The 18962-nt window shown below is 58.5% G+C and carries 22 protein-coding genes; 12 read left to right on the top strand and 10 right to left on the bottom strand.

The genetic code is table 11. From position 1 onward, the window contains the following. The first annotated feature begins 114 nt into the window (after positions 1-114). Entirely contained in the window at positions 115-879 is a 765-nt protein-coding gene (locus AC2FFD_RS09070) for a sulfite exporter TauE/SafE family protein (RefSeq protein ID WP_496872879.1), read from the top strand. Positions 880-883: 4 nt separating this feature from the next. Here the strand turns inward: AC2FFD_RS09070 and AC2FFD_RS09065 are convergent, their stop codons facing one another. From AC2FFD_RS09065 to AC2FFD_RS09055, 3 genes are all read right to left on the bottom strand, one after another. Continuing rightward, positions 884-1438: a hypothetical protein gene (locus tag AC2FFD_RS09065; protein ID WP_257600133.1), complete on the bottom strand. Its 555-nt coding sequence runs from the start codon at positions 1436-1438 to the stop codon at positions 884-886. 24 nt (positions 1439-1462) lie between these two features. Beyond that, on the bottom strand, positions 1463-1753 hold the full coding sequence (locus AC2FFD_RS09060; protein ID WP_170344849.1) for a hypothetical protein: 291 nt from the start codon (positions 1751-1753) through the stop codon (positions 1463-1465). Between the two features lie 358 nt (positions 1754-2111). Continuing rightward, a complete protein-coding gene (locus tag AC2FFD_RS09055; RefSeq protein ID WP_496872878.1) occupies positions 2112-3710 on the bottom strand; it encodes a phosphoenolpyruvate carboxykinase in 1599 nt (532 codons plus the stop codon). A gap of 55 nt (positions 3711-3765) precedes the next feature. Between AC2FFD_RS09055 and AC2FFD_RS09050 the strand changes: the two genes are divergently transcribed. From AC2FFD_RS09050 to AC2FFD_RS09015, 8 genes are read left to right on the top strand one after another with little or no spacing between them, the layout of a single operon-like run. After that, entirely contained in the window at positions 3766-4032 is a 267-nt protein-coding gene (locus AC2FFD_RS09050) for a hypothetical protein (protein ID WP_170556094.1), read from the top strand. 21 nt (positions 4033-4053) lie between these two features. Then, a complete protein-coding gene (locus tag AC2FFD_RS09045) occupies positions 4054-4758 on the top strand; it encodes a response regulator transcription factor (protein ID WP_170344852.1) in 705 nt (234 codons plus the stop codon). A gap of 59 nt (positions 4759-4817) precedes the next feature. Then, the gene (locus AC2FFD_RS09040) at positions 4818-6509 is read left to right on the top strand and encodes an ATP-binding protein (RefSeq protein ID WP_496872932.1); all 1692 of its coding nucleotides are present in this window, start codon (positions 4818-4820) and stop codon (positions 6507-6509) included. Positions 6510-6528: 19 nt separating this feature from the next. Further along, positions 6529-6984, top strand: coding sequence for an HPr kinase/phosphorylase (locus AC2FFD_RS09035; protein WP_253285458.1), 456 nt, complete (start codon positions 6529-6531; stop codon positions 6982-6984). Next, positions 6981-7862 (top strand): RNase adapter RapZ, encoded by an 882-nt coding sequence (gene rapZ, locus AC2FFD_RS09030; protein ID WP_170344854.1) that lies wholly within the window; start codon positions 6981-6983, stop codon positions 7860-7862. The genes AC2FFD_RS09035 and rapZ overlap by 4 nt, the downstream gene beginning before the upstream one ends. Beyond that, positions 7859-8251 (top strand): PTS sugar transporter subunit IIA, encoded by a 393-nt coding sequence (locus AC2FFD_RS09025; RefSeq protein ID WP_152457103.1) that lies wholly within the window; start codon positions 7859-7861, stop codon positions 8249-8251. The genes rapZ and AC2FFD_RS09025 overlap by 4 nt, the downstream gene beginning before the upstream one ends. A gap of 16 nt (positions 8252-8267) precedes the next feature. After that, the gene (locus AC2FFD_RS09020; protein ID WP_152457104.1) at positions 8268-8537 is read left to right on the top strand and encodes an HPr family phosphocarrier protein; all 270 of its coding nucleotides are present in this window, start codon (positions 8268-8270) and stop codon (positions 8535-8537) included. Between the two features lie 39 nt (positions 8538-8576). Further along, on the top strand, positions 8577-9476 hold the full coding sequence (locus AC2FFD_RS09015) for a lysophospholipid acyltransferase family protein (protein ID WP_170344855.1): 900 nt from the start codon (positions 8577-8579) through the stop codon (positions 9474-9476). Between the two features lie 74 nt (positions 9477-9550). On the opposite strand, the gene AC2FFD_RS09010 is transcribed toward AC2FFD_RS09015, so the two are convergent. Beyond that, the gene (locus tag AC2FFD_RS09010) at positions 9551-10426 is read right to left on the bottom strand and encodes a 3-hydroxybutyryl-CoA dehydrogenase (RefSeq protein ID WP_257600137.1); all 876 of its coding nucleotides are present in this window, start codon (positions 10424-10426) and stop codon (positions 9551-9553) included. Between the two features lie 163 nt (positions 10427-10589). On the opposite strand from AC2FFD_RS09010, the gene AC2FFD_RS09005 reads away from it, so the two are divergent. After that, positions 10590-11393 (top strand): DUF6473 family protein, encoded by an 804-nt coding sequence (locus AC2FFD_RS09005; protein WP_496872877.1) that lies wholly within the window; start codon positions 10590-10592, stop codon positions 11391-11393. 50 nt (positions 11394-11443) lie between these two features. On the opposite strand, the gene AC2FFD_RS09000 is transcribed toward AC2FFD_RS09005, so the two are convergent. The 6 genes from AC2FFD_RS09000 to AC2FFD_RS08975 all read right to left on the bottom strand — a co-directional run bounded on the left by AC2FFD_RS09000 (position 11444) and on the right by AC2FFD_RS08975 (position 15703). Further along, a complete protein-coding gene (locus AC2FFD_RS09000) occupies positions 11444-12373 on the bottom strand; it encodes an electron transfer flavoprotein subunit alpha/FixB family protein (protein ID WP_257600139.1) in 930 nt (309 codons plus the stop codon). After that, positions 12373-13131, bottom strand: coding sequence for an electron transfer flavoprotein subunit beta/FixA family protein (locus tag AC2FFD_RS08995; protein ID WP_170344858.1), 759 nt, complete (start codon positions 13129-13131; stop codon positions 12373-12375). Before AC2FFD_RS08995 ends, AC2FFD_RS09000 begins: the two co-directional genes overlap by 1 nt. Positions 13132-13322: 191 nt before the next feature. Further along, positions 13323-13895 (bottom strand): cob(I)yrinic acid a,c-diamide adenosyltransferase, encoded by a 573-nt coding sequence (locus AC2FFD_RS08990; RefSeq protein ID WP_117869844.1) that lies wholly within the window; start codon positions 13893-13895, stop codon positions 13323-13325. Beyond that, positions 13896-14099, bottom strand: coding sequence for a twin transmembrane helix small protein (locus AC2FFD_RS08985; protein ID WP_171727088.1), 204 nt, complete (start codon positions 14097-14099; stop codon positions 13896-13898). 77 nt (positions 14100-14176) lie between these two features. Beyond that, positions 14177-15004 (bottom strand): SDR family NAD(P)-dependent oxidoreductase, encoded by an 828-nt coding sequence (locus AC2FFD_RS08980; RefSeq protein WP_170344861.1) that lies wholly within the window; start codon positions 15002-15004, stop codon positions 14177-14179. A gap of 69 nt (positions 15005-15073) precedes the next feature. Beyond that, a complete protein-coding gene (locus AC2FFD_RS08975; RefSeq protein ID WP_496872876.1) occupies positions 15074-15703 on the bottom strand; it encodes an SH3 domain-containing protein in 630 nt (209 codons plus the stop codon). 203 nt (positions 15704-15906) lie between these two features. On the opposite strand from AC2FFD_RS08975, the gene AC2FFD_RS08970 reads away from it, so the two are divergent. Together AC2FFD_RS08970 and AC2FFD_RS08965 are read left to right on the top strand one after the other, a co-directional pair. Then, on the top strand, positions 15907-18255 hold the full coding sequence (locus tag AC2FFD_RS08970) for a DNA topoisomerase IV subunit A (protein ID WP_496872875.1): 2349 nt from the start codon (positions 15907-15909) through the stop codon (positions 18253-18255). A 96-nt stretch (positions 18256-18351) separates the two neighbouring features. After that, the gene (locus AC2FFD_RS08965) at positions 18352-18942 is read left to right on the top strand and encodes a hypothetical protein (protein WP_170344863.1); all 591 of its coding nucleotides are present in this window, start codon (positions 18352-18354) and stop codon (positions 18940-18942) included. Positions 18943-18962: the final 20 nt, after the last annotated feature.

Below are 18962 nucleotides of genomic sequence, written 5' to 3'. Positions count from 1 at the left end.
ATATCATGCTGCACGTGCAGCGCAACAAAAATACTTATTACGCTGCGAAAAAGTTCAAATATTACCCCATCATTTTTGCAATGCAGAAGAAAATCCAGATGTTATCTAGGGGACATGACCCTGTTTTCCATTCTTTCCCCGCAGGAACTGCTGTTGGCCATGGCAATCGCTTTTGCCTCAGGATGGGTCAAGGGTATGGTTGGTTTCGCGATGCCCATGATTTTGGTATCGGGGTTGAATTCATTTCTGCCGCCGGATCTGGCCTTGGCGGGACTTATCCTGCCGACGCTGGTGGCCAATGGGCAGCAAGCCCTTCGCGGCGGTCGCGCTGCGGCGGTTGCCTCGGTTCGGCGGTTTCGGGTTTTCCTTATTGTCGGCGGTCTCTTTCTGCTGCTGAGCGCACAGTTGGTCGCTTTGATCCCGGGGTCTGTCTTTCTGGTTCTGATGGGCGGTTTCGTGTCGGTCTTCGCGCTGTTGCAGGTTCTTGGGTTCAGAATGGCGCTGAGCCAACCGTCGACCGCAGTCGAGGCCGTTGTAGGTGGCCTGGCGGGGTTTGTCGGCGGCATGTCAGGAGTTTGGGGGCCTCCGACAGTTGCCTATCTGACGGCGCTGAACACCCCCAAGACCGAACAGATTCGAATTCAGGGCGTTATCTACGGTTTGGGAGCGGTCTTGCTGCTGGCCGCACATCTTGGCTCAGGCATCCTGCATGCAGATACACTTCAGTTTTCCGCAGCCCTGATCGTTCCGGCCGTGGCCGGGATGTGGATCGGCATGAAATTGCAGGACCGTATCGATCAGGCAAGTTTTCGCAAGGCGACCTTGTTGGTATTGCTGATCGCCGGCCTGAACCTGCTGCGACGTGGTTTGGTGGGGTGACAGGTCAGCCCGTGCGCTTGTCGGCAAACCGGAAAGCAAAGTACAGACCCAGCATCAGGAAGAATAAACCCGAGATATCGCCGATCAGGAACGCGATGTATTCGACCGTCGCACTGCCAAAAGCCAGGTTGGTCAACCCGGAGACAAGGATGGACGTTACGAAACCGACGCCCATCACACATATCCAACAGGGTTTGCGTTCCGGACGGGGAAACAGATCCCACCCGATCGCTTTGAGAAGATAGAAAACGGCCGGGACAGTCAGAACTGCAATCGCCATGGCCATCAGGCGGCTGGGCAGGAACACGTCCGTTCCACCCAAATAGGCGAAAACGATGAACACGCCAGGCAACAATGCGAAAATGGCGCGCCACCCCAACAGCCACGCCGACAGAACCCGTACGCCATGCGGCAGAAACAACAGGCTCGCCCTGCTTGGGTATTCCGGGAAAAACACGTTCTGCAATGGCATGAGGACGGCGAATGTAAGGAACGACGCCAGCACATAGGCCAAAGAGGCCAGAAGTGTTTCAGTAGCCCACCCGCGCAACGTAGTCACGGCCTCTTGCGCGTGTGGATCGCGTCATTTGGGTGCATGAACGATGTACCGTCCCCGGTTGGCGCTGCCGCTTTGAGAAAGATAGCCTTTTTCGACCAGCGATTTCAGCGCGCGAAAGAATGTTGGGCGCGAAACACTTTGAACCAACGTGTGCTCGATCAAGCCGAATGTGCGAACTTCCTGATCGGACTTTGAAAGCTCTTCGGCGGCATAGTAGATGTCACGTTCAACCGGAGATAGTTTTTCCAGGCCTAAAGTACGCTCCATACTTTGCATCAATTTGCGCAGTTCGGCGAGTTTCGAGATCTCAGTCATAGATTTACCCATCTTTTACTGTGCCAATTGGCGCGCAATTGCGACCAGTTGAGCCATGCTGAATGATGCGTTATTCAGCATGTATCGTATTGACACTCATCCCCTTTCACTTAGACTAGGTGACTGATTAGGTTGCTCAATCCCGCGTTGTGAGTGTGCGCACATGAGCGACCCCCAATCTTATTTCAGCCAATGCCCGGCGCAAAAGTGCCGGGTTTTTTCGTCTCAGCGGTTAACAGAGCTAGCGCAAATTGCATTTTGAAACAACGCAATTGTAGGTGCTTTTTGCGGCAAACAACCATAGATAGAAACGCGGCAGGTGCAGTGAAAAAGGGGCGCGGTGGCCCCTTTCCCCAATTTACCCAATTGCGACGGCTTTGATGTCGTCGTCGATGAAGGGCAGATACTGTTCGAAGTTCTCGGCGAACATCTGCACCAGTTTTTCGGCCTGTTTGTCGAATGCGGCCTGATCGTCCCAGGTACGGCGCGGGTCCAGCAGAACTTCGGCAACTCCCGGCACCGAGACCGGAACGTCAAAGCCGAAATTGGCATCCTTGCGGAACTCGGCGTCGCGCAGCGAGCCGTCCAGAGCGGCGGTCAGCAAGGCGCGTGTCGCGCGGATCGGCATCCGGCTGCCCACGCCGTAGGCGCCGCCGGTCCAGCCGGTGTTGACAAGCCAGCAGGTCGCGCCATGCTGAGCGATCTTGTCCCGCAACAGGTTGCCGTATTCCTCTGGGCGACGGGGCATGAACGGCGCGCCAAAGCAGGTCGAGAAAGTCGGCTGCGGCTCGGTGATGCCACGTTCGGTACCAGCCACTTTTGACGTGAAACCCGACAGGAAGTGATACATGGCCTGTGCCGGCGTCAGCCGCGCGATCGGAGGCAGAACGCCGAAGGCATCGCAGGTCAGCATGATGATGTTCTTCGGGTGGCCACCCAGTGCGCTTTTGGATGCGTTCGAGATATACTCGAGCGGATAGGCGCAGCGCATGTTGGCGGTCAGCGAGTCGTCGTCGAAATCCAGTTCCTTGGTTTCGGGGTCGAAGACCATGTTTTCGATCACGGTACCGAATTTCGAGGTGGTCGCGTAGATTTCCGGCTCTGCCTCGGCATTCAGGTTGATGGTCTTGGCATAGCAACCGCCTTCGAAGTTGAAGGTGCCGCGATCGGACCAGCCGTGTTCGTCGTCACCGATCAGAGTGCGCGCCGGATCGGCCGACAGAGTGGTCTTGCCGGTGCCCGACAGGCCAAAGAACACGGCGGTGTCGACCGGGTTGCCAACGGCATGGTTGGCCGAGCAGTGCATCGGCATCACGCCTTTTTCGGGCAGCATGTAGTTCAGCAGGGTGAAAACGGACTTCTTGTTTTCACCGGCATATTCGGTGCCGCCGATCAGGATCAGCTTGCGGTCGAAGTTCATTGCAATCACGGTCTCGCCGCGGCAGCCATGCTTTGCCGGGTCGGCCTGAAAGCTGGGGCAGTTGATGACGGTAAAATCGGCCGTGAACTCATCCAGATCTTCGCGGTCCGGGCGACGCAGCAGGTGGCGGATGAACAGGTTGTGCCACGCCAGTTCGGTAACCATTCGTACATTGATTGCGTAAGCCGGGTCCGCGCCACCGACGAGGTCCTGCACGAAATAGTCACGGCCTTTCATATGGGCCAGCATATCATTGTACAGTGCGTCAAAGCCTTCGGGGCTCATTTCGGCATTGTTTTCCCACCAGATGGAGTCGGCAACGCTGTCGGTCTTGACGACGTGTTTGTCCTTGGGGGACCGGCCGGTGAACTTGCCAGTGGTAACGAGGAACGCGCCACCATTGCCAAGAGTGCCTTCGCCGCGCTTCAGCGCCTCTTCGATCAGCGCCGGTTCCATGAAGTTGTAATAGACATTGCCCAGACCCTCGATGCCCTGATCTTCGAGGCGGAATTGCGGGTTAACCCGTCCAGATGTCATGTGTGTCTTCTCCTGTGGCGGCGCGAAGGTCGTTGGCCGTTGCGCCTTTGGGGCAGTGAGCCGGGAAAACCGGCGGCTGAGCGCGTCTTATCACGGTCATTCAGGGCATGAACAGGCGGGTTTGACGCAGTTAGCGCAACCAAGTCCGGGTTTAGCGCCATCAGAAATTCAATGTCGGAAAAGCGGGCAGATTTTTGCGGGCATCAAGGCAAATTTGCCGCAGACCTGCCGCAACAAAGGCATGATTCGCAGTTACGGATTGATTCGGCGTCTTAAAACCGCCAACAATGCCTTACAAATAAGCGAATTATTGCGCGAGTGAGCAGGAATAGGGGTGAGCCCGATGTCAAAAATTGCACTTGTGGATGACGATAGAAACATTCTGACGTCTGTATCCATGACCCTCGAAGCCGAAGGTTTCGAGGTTGAAACTTATAATGATGGCCAGGCCGCGTTGGATGCGTTCAACAAGAAACTGCCGGACATGGCTGTTCTGGATATCAAGATGCCGCGAATGGACGGCATGGATCTGCTGCAACGGCTGCGTCAGAAGACGCAGATGCCGGTGATCTTCCTGACCTCGAAGGACGATGAGATCGACGAAGTGCTGGGCCTGCGTATGGGCGCGGATGACTATGTAAAGAAGCCATTTTCGCAGCGTTTGCTGGTCGAACGCATTCGGGCTTTGCTGCGCCGCCAAGAGGCGACCAGCGGCGACGCGGTCGCAACCAACAGCAATGACACCAAAGTCATGGAACGCGGCGACCTGAGAATGGACCCGCTGCGCCATGCGGTCAGCTGGAAAGGGAATGATGTGTCCCTGACCGTGACCGAGTTCCTGTTGCTTCAGGCGCTGGCCCAACGTCCGGGATTCGTCAAAAGCCGCGACCAGTTGATGGATGTCGCCTATGATGATCAGGTCTATGTGGATGACCGCACGATCGACAGCCACATCAAGCGCCTGCGGAAAAAAATGCGCGCGGCTGACCCCGAGTTCTCGGCGATTGAGACCTTGTATGGTATCGGTTACCGGTACAACGAAGAATAGGCGCGGCCGCCTGCAAGAGGTAATGGGGTCTCGTGCGCGACACCGAACAAGCCAGCGAAATGCGCGACGGTGACGTCGTTCTAGGGGATGACTGGGTCATTCCTCAGGACCCCGAGTCAGCGGAGCTGAGGGAAAAGCGATCCCGGAGGAACCTGTTTTCTCTGCGTGGTTCACCTCTGGCGCGCAAAATCATCACGTTCAACTTGATCGCTCTGGTGATTCTGGTCACTGGGTTGCTGTATCTGGACGACTCGCGAAAAGAAAAGGTTCAGCAGACCGCCCGCAATCTGCTGGGCGATGCGCAGCTTGTCAGCAACGTGTTTGAAACCCAGCTGCGTCAGAGCGCACAGCAATCCGGGCAGAATGCCGGGAACCTGGACGTCAAGGATACCTTGTCTGGCCTCACCCTGCCCGAAGGGGGCGAGGTTTTTGTATATGACGCCAGCGGCACGTTGATCGGCTGGACACGTGGTGCCCCGCAAGCCTCCGACATGCCGGTTCTTCTGCAATCCGAGGCCGAGATGCAGACCGGCAGCACGGTGATCAGCGACACGCTGAATGCCGTCTGGACAGGTTTGTCGAACCTGCTCAACTGGTCAACTGAAACCGAGGCACCGACGTTGGCGCAGCGTGTTCAGACCATCATTCCGCAAGCGATTGCCGGTAACAGCCAGGTACAGGCGGTACAGGACAGCGCGGGTGAGACGGTCATCGTGGCTGCCGCACCGATCCTTTATGCGGATGTTCCCGCCGGAGCGGTGGCCATTACCGGCCCGGCCGGTGAAATCGACGCGCTTGCCCGCCGCGAGCAGGAGCGCATTCTTCAGATGTTCGTGGTGGCGCTGCTGGTTTCCGTGGGCCTCAGCCTTGTTTTGGCCTCGACCATTGCCAACCCGCTGGCCGATCTGGCATCCGCGGCAGAGATGGGCAAAGACCGGGGCACGGGTGTCAATCCCGGGCGCATCCGCATTCCCGACCTCAGCGCCCGTCCTGATGAGATCGGACGTCTCAGTCGCGCTTTGCGGGGTATGGTGACCGCGCTGTACAATCGGATCGACGCAAACGAACAGTTTGCTGCCGATGTCGCCCATGAAATCAAAAACCCGCTGGCCAGCCTGCAATCCGCCGTGGGAACCCTGCGGATGGTCAAGCGCGAGGATCAGCGCGACAAGCTGCTGGACGTGATCGAGCATGACGTACGGCGTCTGGATCGGCTGGTCAGCGACATATCAAATGCGTCGCGTCTGGATGCGGAACTGGTCAAGGAAGAAGAGCAGCCCTTTGACCTGCTCAAGCTGCTGGGCAATCTCGGCCAGTATCTGGGCGAGGATGCGCGCTCCAAGGGCATCGATTACATTACGGATCTGCCCTCTGAGCCGATTGTGATCAACGGGCTGGAAGCGCGTCTGGCGCAGGTCTTCGTCAACCTGATCACCAACGCGATTTCCTTCTGCGAAGAAAACGACGCCATTCGCGTCTGGGTCCGGCAGCGGGACAACCGTGTGTTGGTCGTTGTTGAAGACACCGGCCCTGGAATTCCCGAACAGGCGCTTACCAAAGTGTTCAAGCGTTTCTACTCGCAGCGTCCGGCGGAACATTTCGGCAATAATTCGGGCCTGGGGCTGGCGATCTCCAAGCAGATTGTCGAAGCCCATGGCGGAGTGATCTGGGCTGAAAACATCCGCCCGACCGAGGCCGATATCACATCGGATCCTCTGGGTGCCCGCTTTGTCGTGGGGTTGCCCGTCTAAGTCCATGCATATTGATTCGTTGTCACTCGCGAAAGATCAGGACAGCGCTTGTGTTCATGCCTCCTGCGTATCGGTTGCCGGACGCGGGCTTTTGATCATCGGTGCGTCCGGCACAGGGAAGTCCGGACTGGCGTTGCAAATGATGGCGTTCGGTGCGGAACTGGTCGCCGATGACCGCGTCAATTTGGAGATGCAGCAGAACCGGGTGATCGCCTCGGCAGTTTCGCAGATACGCGGTTTGATCGAGGCGCGCCAGATTGGCTTGATCAAAGCCGAACCTGGGGGGCCTGTCCCGCTGGATTACGTGGTGGATCTGGATCAGCCTGAGCCTCAGCGTCTGCCCGACCCTTTGACGGTTTCCGTGCTGAGGCAAACTGTTCCCTTGCTTCGGGGTGCGGGCGTGCCCAACTTGGCTGTAGCGATGATGCAGCTTCTAGGAAATGGGCGCGTAAACCCGGAATGGCCGAACACATGACATCGCAAAGGCGGATCGTACTTGTCACCGGGCCCTCCGGGGCAGGAAGATCCACGGCCATTCATGTGCTGGAAGATCTGGGCTTTGAAGCCATCGACAACCTGCCGATGGGGCTTTTGCTGCGCTTGCTCGACAGCGCGGACAGCGACCGTCCGATGGCTTTGGGTATAGATGCCCGCAATCGCGATTTCTCGACGATCGGTTTCATAGAACTGGCTGAAAAGCTGGGCCGGTTGGCGCAGGTCGATCTGACGGTTTTGTATCTGGATTGCACGGATGATGTTCTGGTGCGCAGGTTTTCAGAAACCCGAAGGCGGCATCCCGTCGCCAAGAATGCCAGCCCGGAAACCGGCGTTCAGCGTGAAAAAGAGCTGCTGGCGCCGATACGAGAGATTGCGGATACGCTGATCGACACTAGCCTTCTGAACGTGCATCAGCTGCGGGAAGAGGTCGAGAACTGGTTCGCCCCGCAAGGCGGGCGGCATCTGGCGGTTTCCATCGAATCCTTTTCTTACAAACGCGGCCTGCCGCGCGGATTGGACATGGTGTTCGATTGCAGGTTTCTGGCGAATCCGTACTGGCGCCCGGAATTTCGCGCAGCGGATGGTCGACACCCTGACGTTGCGCACTATGTGCAGTCAGACGCAAACTACTTACCGTTTTTTGAACGTGTGCTGGGCTTGCTGACCCTGCTGTTGCCGGCCTTTCGGGCCGAGGGCAAAGCGCATCTTTCCGTGGCGTTTGGGTGCACGGGGGGCCAGCACAGATCAGTTGCCCTGGCAGAAGCCGTTGCAAAGGCTCTTGCGGAAGACGGGCAGCAGGTGGCAATTAGGCATCGCGAGATGGAACGTCGGTCGTTGAATGTGAGGTCGGATTGATCGGAATTGTGATCGTTGCACATGGGGGGTTGGCTCAGGAATACCTGGCCGCCACGCAACACGTGGTCGGACCACAGGCCAGCCTCGTGGCGGTCGCGATAGAGGCTGACCATGACCGGGACGAAAAACAGGCCGAAATCTGCCGTGCCGCGGACGAAGTGGACACCGGCGATGGTGTCGTTGTCGTCACCGACCTCTTTGGCGGCAGCCCCTCGAATCTCAGCCTGCGTGCTTGCGCGCCTCAGGACCGGCGTATTCTGTACGGGGCAAACCTGCCGATGCTGATCAAATTGGCCAAAAGCCGCCACTTGCCCATTGGTGATGCGGTCCGTCAGGCAATGGAGGCTGGACGGAAGTACATCAATGCGCAGAATGTGACATTGGATTGAAAGCGGATTATTGAATATGACGAGCCGAAGCCTGAAAATCATCAATGAAAAGGGCCTGCACGCACGGGCCTCGGCAAAGCTGGTTGAGGTTGTAGAGGGGTTCGATGCGCATGCTGAGGTGTCAAAAGACGGACTTTCTGCATCAGGCGACAGTATCATGGGCCTTTTGATGTTGGCAGCATCGCGCGGAACAACTATTGACGTCGAGACGTCCGGGCCGGATGCTGAGGCATTGGCAGAAGCTCTGGAAACGCTTGTGAACGACAAGTTCGGAGAGGGGTTCTAAGCCGCCCCGCCGGGACAGGAAGAACGGGAAGACCAGGAATTGGCGGAAACAACGCACGAGACCAAGACAAGCCCGGTGGTGGATGGAACCGCAGATCAGGGTGAGATCTACGACCGTAGAACGCTGACCTACGCGAATTCATTCGATGATGCCTGGACTGCGACTGCCATTCGGGCCATCGAGTGGTGCACAGGCAAGCTGACCATTTTGCGCATGGTCAACAAGTTCGAAAAAAAGAACGAATACTATCGCGGCCAGCGGTTCTGGGGGGGTGCCCTCAAGACTATGGGAATCGATCTGACCACACCGCAGGAACAGATTGACCGCATCCCCAAGACCGGCCCGGTTGTCGTCGTCGCCAACCATCCGCACGGTATGGTCGATGGCATGATTTTGGCAGAACTGATCGGTCGGGTGCGCAGTGATTACCGCATTCTGACCCGTTCGGTCCTGACAGGGCTGGACGAAGCGGCCACGTCATTCATGATTCCGGTTCCGTTTCCACATGACCCCGAGGCGCAGGCCAAGATGCTGGAAATGCGCGGCAAAGCCATGGAACATCTCAAGAACGGTGGCGTTGTGGCGCTGTTCCCATCCGGTGTTGTGATGTCCTCGGATGATTGGTTCGGGCCTGCGATCGAGCGGGAATGGAACGTGTTCACCGCCAAGATGATCCGCCGTTCGGGCGCGCGCGTGGTGCCGATTTTCTTTCCGGGCAGCAATTCGCGCTGGTATCAGATCGCCAACCGTGTCTCTGCAATTCTGCGGCAGGGATTGTTGCTGCACGAGATCGTCCGATCCTGCAACAAACCCCAGTCGCCGGTGATCGGCGAACCGATTTCGGACCGCGACATGGAGCTGTTGGAGCGCGATCCGCGCGGATTCATGGCCTGGCTCAGAAACCACACCATGTCTCTGGGCAAGTCGGAACAGACCTGATTTGCGTCTTCATCTGGCCCAAAATATCCCGGGGGTGAGCCCGGACAAAGTCCGGGCGAGGGGGCTGGCCCCCTTCAGCGTGTCGGTACCGGAACTTCGCCTCGGTAGTCATAAAAGCCACGCTCAGTCTTGCGCCCCAGCCACCCGGCCTCGACATATTTCGTCAGCAGAGGGCAGGGACGGTATTTGGTATCGGCCAACCCGTCATGCAGCACGTTCATGATCGCCAGACAGGTATCCAACCCGATGAAGTCCGCCAATTCAAGCGGGCCCATGGGATGATTCGCCCCAAGCTTCATTGACTGGTCGATGGATTGTACGTTCCCCACACCTTCATAGAGTGTGTAGACCGCCTCGTTGATCATGGGCATCAGGATCCGGTTCACGATAAAGGCCGGAAAGTCCTCGGCGCTGGCGGCCGTTTTGCCCAACCGGTCCACCACCGCTTTGCAGGCGTTGAAGGTTTCTTCATCCGTGGCGATGCCGCGGATCAATTCCACCAGCTGCATAACAGGGACAGGGTTCATGAAATGAAAACCCATGAACCGTTCAGGCCGATCCGTGCGGCTTGCCAGCCGGGTGATGGAAATCGAGGATGTATTTGACGTCAGAATCGTATGCGGCAGCAGGTGCGGTTGCAGGTCCTCGAATATCGCCTGTTTGATCGTTTCCCGCTCGGTTGCCGCCTCGATAACCAGATCGGTTTGGCCCAGTTTCGGCAGCTCAAGCGTGGTCGTAATCCGTTTCAGCGCTGCCTTCATCGCCTCGTCGGTGATTTTGCCACGTGACGCCTGCCGCGCCATGTTGCCTTCGATTGCGGCAATGGCGCTGTCCAGAGCATCCTGGCTGACATCGTTCAGCAAGACGTCGTATTCCGCCAACGCCATAACATGGGCAATGCCGTTGCCCATTTGTCCCGCGCCAATCACACCGACCGATTTGACTTCCATGTTCAGCTGCCTTTGCCCTGGAGGATACCGCGACAGTATCGGCAGACCGGGGCGGGCGGCAAGAGGATCGCGGCGATCAATTTTGCTTCAAATGCGCGCATTAGGAAAATCTCAATATCTATGGCCGCAAGATGGCACCGGGTGAGAAAACGGGGGGCTTGATATGAGCTTTCATCAGACAAACAGCGGCAAGGAGTCCGCCTGCCAGTATGCCAATTCGAAACTTTGGTTCCGGGGTCCACCCGGCAGGTTGGACCAACCCTATGTGGCCTGTCTGGGAGGAGAGGAAACTTTCGGCAGATTCGTCGATTGCCCGTTTCCTGCCGTGCTCGAGAAGCGATTGGGAAAGCCATGCGTCAACTTTGGCAGCCTGTTTTGCGGAGTCGAAGCGTTGTCCACTGATCCGGGAGTGCTGAATCTGGTCAATCAGTCAGACCTATGCGTGTTGCAGGTGCCCGATCTTCTGCGCCAATCGAACCGGTTTTACCGCGTGCACCCGCGTCGCAACGATCGGTTCCTTGAACCCACCGCGGACTTGCTGGTGCTGTACCCGGATGTTGACTTCACGGAAATCCATTTTGTGCGCCATCTGTTGGAGCAGCTGAGCGCAACAGAAGACGCACGTTTCGAAGTCGTAGCGCAGGAACTGCGAGAGGTCTGGATACGCGCCACCGGGGAATTGATAGAACGGATCGAACCCGGCGTTGTGCTGCTTTGGTTGCATGTGCAGCGGCAAACCGGATCGCATGTCGACCATATCGTGCCCGACGCCGCCATGATCGAACAACTGCGCCCGCTCTGCGCCGATGTCGTAGAGGTTTCGGTAGCTGTATCCGCTCGATCGGATGCTCTCGAAGATGTCATGTTCGGAACGCTTCAGCAGCCGATTGCGGAACATATGATCGGCCCGTCCGCGCATCGAGAAATTGCCGAGCATCTGCTGATCGCTTTGCGGAACCTGAACTGAAAAAGGCCCGCCTGTTGGCGGGCCTTTGCAGATCAATCCGGATATCCGGTTCAGCCGAGCTTTTCGGTCAGTTCCGGCACCGCCTGGAACAGGTCTGCGACCAGGCCGAAATCGGCGACCTGGAAGATCGGCGCCTCTTCGTCCTTGTTTATCGCCACGATGACCTTCGAGTCCTTCATGCCGGCCAGGTGCTGAATCGCGCCCGAGATGCCGACGGCAACATACAGATCCGGGGCAACAACCTTGCCGGTCTGACCCACCTGCCAGTCGTTCGGCGCATAGCCCGAGTCAACGGCCGCGCGCGACGCACCAACCGCGGCGCCCAGCTTGTCGGCCAGGTTTTCGATCAGTTTGAAGTCTTCTTCCGAGCCGACACCACGGCCGCCCGAAACAACGACGCCGGCCGAGGTCAGCTCGGGACGGTCGCTTTCGGCCACCTTGTCTTCGACCCATTCCGACAGGCCGGGGTTTTCGCCGACTGACACGGTCTCGACCGTGGCCGAACCGCCTTCGCCGGCCGCGTCAAAGCTGGCGGTCCGGATGGTGACGACCTTTTTGGCGTCGTTCGACTTGACGGTCTGGATCGCGTTGCCCGCGTAGATCGGGCGCTCGAAGGTCGAGCCATCAACAACGCCGGAGGCATCCGAGATCACCATCACGTCCAGCAGGGCTGCAACGCGAGGCATCACGTTCTTGGCGTCGGTGGTGGCCGGCGCCACGATGTGCTCGTAGCCATCGGCCAGGCCCACGATCAGGGCCGCGGTTGATTCCGCCAGGCGGTGGCCCAGCGACGGGTCTTCGGCGACCAGAACCTTCGACACGCCGTCTATCTTGGCCGCAGCCTCACCGGCAGCAGCGGCCGAGCCACCCGCGGCCAGAACGGTCACGTCGCCCAGCACTTTCGCGGCGGTCACGGCCTTTGCGGTCGCATCCATCGCCAGTTCGCCGTTGTTCACTTCGGCAAGCAGAAGTACAGCCATTACACAGCCCCCGCTTCTTTGAGTTTCTCGACCAGCTCGTCCACCGAGCCCACGATGATGCCTGCCGCGCGCGCCGGCGGCTCTTCGGTCTTGACGATTTCCAGACGCGGGGTGACGTCGACGCCGTAGTCGGCGGCAGTTTTTTCGTCCAGCGGCTTTTTCTTCGCCTTCATGATGTTGGGCAGCGAGGCATAGCGCGGCTCGTTCAGGCGCAGGTCAACGGTGATGATGGCGGGCATCTTGACGCTGATGGTCTGCAACCCGCCATCGACCTCGCGGGTGACCTTGGCGGTGTCGCCTTCGATGTCCAGATCGGATGCGAAGGTGCCCTGGGACCAGCCCAGCAGCGCCGACAGCATCTGGCCGGTGGCGTTCATGTCGTTGTCGATCGCCTGCTTGCCGCACAGCACGATGCCCGGCTGCTCTTCCTCGACCACCTTGGCCAGGATCTTGGCAACGGCCAGAGGCTCGATGTCCTGGTGGACGTCATCCGCCGCGACCACAAGAATGGCGCGGTCCGCACCCATGGCCAGCGCGGTGCGCAGGGTTTCCTGCGCCTGCTTCACGCCGATCGAAACCGCAACGACCTCGTCGGCCTTGCCGGCTTCTTTCAGGCGGATCGCCTCTTCCACCGCAATCTCGTCGAACGGGTTCATCGACATTTTGACATTGGCGAGATCAACACCGCTACCGTCCGCTTTCACGCGGACCTTCACATTGTAGTCAATCACGCGTTTGACAGGCACCAGTACCTTCATTGTAGCGCTTTCTCCTCAAAAAAACGGTAAGCCGCGAAGGCGACTCCACCAATGCTCTCGACCGACTAGATAGCGCCTGCCGCAGTGGCACAACAGAGCAAAATCGTCACGTCATGGCGTCGGGACGTCGCGTTTTGCAATTTTTTTGCAGATAGGCGAAAGAATATTACCCGCGACTCTGTATTTCGCGATCAGCGGTTCGCGCCGGGAACCCACAACACGTCGTCTTTGCCGTTTGCGTTTGCGCAGCGCGCAGCAACAAAGAACCAGTCGCTGAGGCGGTTGAGGTATTTGACCGCCACGTCGTTGACAGGTTCCATATTCGTCAGTTCGACCGCAAGCCGTTCGGCCCGGCGCGAAACGGTGCGGCACACATGCAGATGTGCAGCCAGACGCGAGCCACCAGGCAGGATGAAGCTGCGCAGAGGTTCCAGCGTCTCGTTCATTACGTCGATCTCGGCTTCCAGCCGGTCGATCTGGGCGGACACGATGCGCAGGGGGGGATAGTCGGCCTCGGCATCTTTTTCCATGTCGGGTCGGCAGAGGTCGGCACCCAGATCGAACAGGTCATTCTGAATGCGCGACAGCGCGATTTCGACATCGCCTTCGGCCTCGGTCCGTGCCACGCCGACAAAAGCGTTCAGCTCGTCCACTGTGCCATAGGCTGCGACGCGGCCCGAATATTTTGCCACGCGCTCTCCGTTGCCCAGGGCGGTTTTCCCGTCATCGCCGGTGCGCGTGTAGATTTTGTTGAGTACGACCATTTATTGAACTCCCTGTCCGCGCAGATACACGAAAAGCACGATCAGCAACACGGCGATGAACTGAAAGAGAATGCGCAGGCGCATCATCTTGTTGCTTCTCTTCGCCGCCTCCATGCCGCCTTTGCCGAAATTCGCGATGCCCAAGGCCAGCACGACGACAACTGCCGCCATGGCCAGAAGAAGAATGACCATTACAAGGTCCATTTGAAGTCACCGTCCGGTTTTTTCGATTACCATCCATCTAGCGTCCGGAGGTCGAAAAGCGAACGGGAAATATCGTCTCAGATATCCGAAAGGATTCGATCAGTGGCGTTTGTAGGCAGAATCCGGCGCAGGATTCCGGCGATGTATGTCGGAGTGGTCACATAGTAACGTGGTCTGGGGCGTCGGGCCTCGACCGCATGGGCCAGCTTGTCCGTGACGGCAGAGGCGGGCAGTTCAAACCGGTCTGGCCCACTGCTTTCGTAAAGACGCTTCAGCAGTGATCCTTCATACTTTTCCCGAATGGCCGAGTTTTCCCAGTCGATGTATTTCTCGAACATGGGGATCGCCTTTTCCCGGAGTTTCGAGGTGATGGGGCCGGGCTCGATCAGGGAGACGTGGATGTCGGTATCCCGAAGCTCCAGCCGCAGCGTGTCGGTCAGCCCTTCGATCGCGTATTTCGTGGCGACATATGCGCCGCGCCACGGGAAGGCGACAAGACCCAGAACCGAGGAACACTGCACGATCCGGCCATGACCCTGTTCCCGCATGACGGGAATGACCTGTCGGGTCAGCTCGTGCCAGCCAAAGACATTGGTCTCAAATATATGGCGCAGGCCATCCGTCGGAACATCCTCTACCGCGCCGGGCAGGCCATGTGCGCCATTGTTGAACAGGGCATCCAGCGAGCCGCCTGTAGCCTCAAGAACATAAGACAAACCCGACGTGATGCTGTCTGTATCGGTGTAGTCGATTCTGGGGCTTTCAAAGCCTTGTGCGCGTAGGCGATCACAGTCGCGTTGCTGGCGGCAGGATGCAAAAACACGCCAGCCTCGTGCACGCATGCCGTGTGCCGCGTCCAGACCGATGCCTGACGAGCATCCCGTGATAAGAATCGATTTCTGCATATGCCTTCCGAGCCTGATCCCCGCCCATAGCTATGGCGGGGTTTGCGGCAGGGCAATGACACTTCGATGTCAGTTCGTTGTTTTCCGGACGAGTGATGCCGAAATCCACCCAACCTGTTGCCCCGGCAACACGCGCAGGCGCAACCAGCCGGTACCTGAATCCCCAAAGACTTCAACCTGCTGACCGATCCTGGCCTTGCCGATGATCGGATAGATCGTCCCCGGCCCATCGCGCAGGTTCACGCGGGTTCCCGATATTTCGCGGATATCCTTGGCGGCCTCGACAGGCGCGGGCAGTTCAACCGTTGGCAGATCGGCGTCGGTGGTGACCTGCTCGAGAGAGGCCAGACCCTGTTCCAGCGACGCAAGGGTCAGAGTGACGTTTTCGTCAGCGAACAACGAGGGGTTTGCCTTCAGGCCAGCCGCAACTTGCGACAACAGCGCTTTGGTTTCTGCTTCATCCAGCTCGGCGACGGGTTCAGTGACCGGTGCGACCGGCACCGAGGGCTTCACCGCAGCACGCGCGACCAACGTTTCCGCGGGCGCGGGTTCGATAGCTGGCTTTGAAGGTCTCGGGGCATTGGCAACACGCTCGGGCTCTGCGCTGCGGACCCCGCGCGGCTCAAAGTTGGGGCCTCCGCTCAACACGTAAAAAGTCCAGCCGAGTGCGGCGAAGGTAACAAGTACAAGGCGCGTCATGGCGCATCCCCCAATTCAATCGTAACAACAAAACAGGCAGCAATCATTCAATTGTTGGAATGGTAGCATAATAGAAGGGCAGAGTCGAAAATTCGGGGAAAACACCGACTTGCCTCCCCCTGTTGCAAAAAGCCCGACTTGTCCCCAGTAAAATACGCGTTGCTTGCTTTACCAAGGCGTCCTTGCGTCGTATCACATCATATATGAACGATACGATCGACGACCCCAACATGGAGGCCCCCGACCACGGGGGTGAGGTGGCAGAACCGCTGCGCCGCGCGATAGGCGAGCGTTACCTGACCTATGCGCTGTCCACTATCATGCATCGTGCCCTGCCGGATGCGCGGGACGGATTGAAGCCGGTGCACCGGCGAATCCTCTATGCGATGAGAGAGCTGCGACTCAGTGCAACCGGAGGTTTTCGCAAGTCCGCCAAGATTTCCGGCGACGTGATGGGCAATTACCATCCGCATGGCGACGCCGCGATTTACGATGCAATGGCGCGCCTGGCGCAGGACTTCAACGTGCGTTACCCGCTGGTCGACGGGCAGGGGAATTTCGGCAATATCGACGGCGACAACCCGGCGGCCTCGCGGTATACCGAGGCGCGGATGACCATCGTGGCCGAGGCGCTGCTTGAGGGTCTGAACGAAGACGCCGTAGATTTCCGCGACAACTATGATGGCACGCTGACCGAACCGGTGGTGTTGCCTGCGCAGTTTCCGAACCTGCTGGCCAACGGCGCCAGCGGTATCGCCGTCGGCATGGCCACGAACATCCCGCCGCACAACATCTCGGAACTTTGCGACGCCTGCCTGCACCTGATCAAGACGCCGGACGCGCGCGACGACACGCTGCTGAACTACGTCCCCGGACCGGATTTTCCGACCGGTGGCGTGATCGTCGAACCGCCCGAGAACATCGCCCAGGCCTATCGTACCGGGCGCGGCTCGTTCCGGCTGCGCTGCAAGTTCGAGGTCGAGGATCTGGGCCGCGGTCAGTGGCAGATCGTCGTTACCGAAATTCCCTATCAGGTTCAGAAGTCCAAGCTGATCGAAAAGATCGCGGAACTGATCCAGAGCAAGAAAATCCCGATCCTCGCGGATGTGCGCGACGAATCCGCCGATGACATCCGTCTGATCCTCGAACCGCGCTCCAAGAACGTGGACCCCGAGGTGCTGATGGGCATGCTCTATCGCAACTCGGACCTCGAGGTGCGGTTTAGCCTGAACATGAACGTGCTGATCGACGGGGTGACGCCCAAGGTCTGCTCGATGAAAGAGGTGCTGCGCGCCTTCCTCGATCACCGGCAAGAGGTGCTGCTGCGCCGCTCGCGTCATCGCATGGCCAAGATCGACCACCGGCTGGAAGTGCTCGAAGGCTTCATCGTCGCCTTCCTGAACCTCGACCGCGTGATCGATATCATTCGTTACGACGACGACCCCAAAGCCGCGCTGATGCGCGAGGATTGGGGCATTACCCATGTCCGCGCCACCAGCGAGGCCGACTATGTCTCGCCCAAGCCGGGCGAGGGCGAACTGTCGGAAGTGCAGGTCGACGCCATCCTGAACATGCGCCTGCGCAGCTTGCGCCGTCTGGAAGAGATGGAACTGGTTCGCGAGCGCGACGGGCTGATGGAAGAACGCGCCAATCTCGAAGACCTTCTGGCGGACGAAGGCCTGCAATGGGCCAAGATTGCCGAGCAGTTGAAAGAGACGAAGAAGACCTTTGGCAAAGACTACGAAGGCGGTGCGCGTCGGACGCAGTTCGCCGAGGCCGGACAGATCGAGGAAGTGCCGCTTGAGGCGATGATCGACAAGGAACCGATCACGGTCGTCTGCTCTCAGATGGGCTGGATTCGCGCCATGACAGGCCATATCGACCTGAAGCGCGAGTTGAAGTTCAAGGACGGCGACGGCCCGCGTTTCATCTTCCACGCGGAAACGACCGACCGGTTGCTGGTCTTTGCCTCGAATGGCCGATTCTATACTGTCAGCGCAGCCAACCTGCCCGGCGGGCGCGGCATGGGCGAGCCTTTGCGCCTGATGGTGGATCTGCCCAACGAGGCGCAGATCATCGACATTCTGATCCACAAGCCGGGGCGCAAGCTTTTGGTGGCTTCGGACGCGGGCAACGGCTTTGTTGTGCCCGAAGATGATGTGCTGGCGCAGACGCGCAACGGCAAACAAGTGTTGAACGTCAAGGGTGACGAGACCGCGATGATCTGCAAGCCGGTTGACGGAGACCACGTCGCCGTGGTGTCGCAAAACGGAAAGTTCCTGGTTTTCCCAACCCAGGAACTGCCCGAGATGACGCGCGGAAAAGGCGTGCGTTTGCAAAAGTACAATATGGCGCGTGGCCGGCAGGGAACGCTCGAGCTGGATGGCGGTTTGTCGGATGTAACGACCTTCAACTGGGAAGAGGGCCTGAAATGGTCCATGGGCGGCGACAAGACCCGACATGAGGCGGATATGACGCAATGGCTGGCAAAACGGGCCAGCGTCGGGAAAAAACCGCCCTATGGCTTCCCGCGTGACTATAAGTTTTCGTGATTGCGCAGCAGCGCGGGTGAATTTCCGCCGATACGGCTTGGCACAACCCGTATCGGTGCGCTAGATCAACAAAAAACAGGCCTATCGAGACGAGACATGTTGCGCATTCTGACGCTGATCACCGGACTGGCCCTGATGGCCGCTTGCACACAGACACAGGTGTATGAGCCGCCTGAATCCCTCGGAGAATTCAAGCTTCGTGTGAATTATGCCTTTGCGGACAAGGCCGTTCAGGGACCTGTATCGCGGGACGCCACCCCTGAAGAATGGACAAAAGCGATCCAGAACGCGGTTGATATTCGCTTGGGGCGTTACGACGGCTCGCAGGAATATGACGTCGGCATTAGTCTGGAGGGCTACATGCTGGCTCCGCCGGGGATCCCTGTGATTTACAATCCCAGAAGCACTGCGATTGTGCTGGTCAACGTCTATGACGTGAAGAAGAAAGAGTTTCTGGCCAAGGGGAAGCAATTCCAGGTGCTGGAAGACACCACCGGCGGAAGTGCATTTAAAGGGTCAGGGCACGAGCGCACTAAAGAAGAACAGATGAGCGGCCTGGCCCTCAAAATAGCCGACCGTGTCGAGGAATGGCTGGCTGAAGAACATGAAGAAAATGGCTGGTTTGACAAAAGGCCGGACCTGATCCAGCCGTTGGAATCTGTCGAGGTTACGCAAAATCCAACGTGATCGGCGCATTTCCCTCAGGA

This window comes from Ruegeria sp. YTSC002 (assembly GCF_059609845.1).
This window is presented reverse-complemented; position numbering and strand designations above follow the sequence as displayed.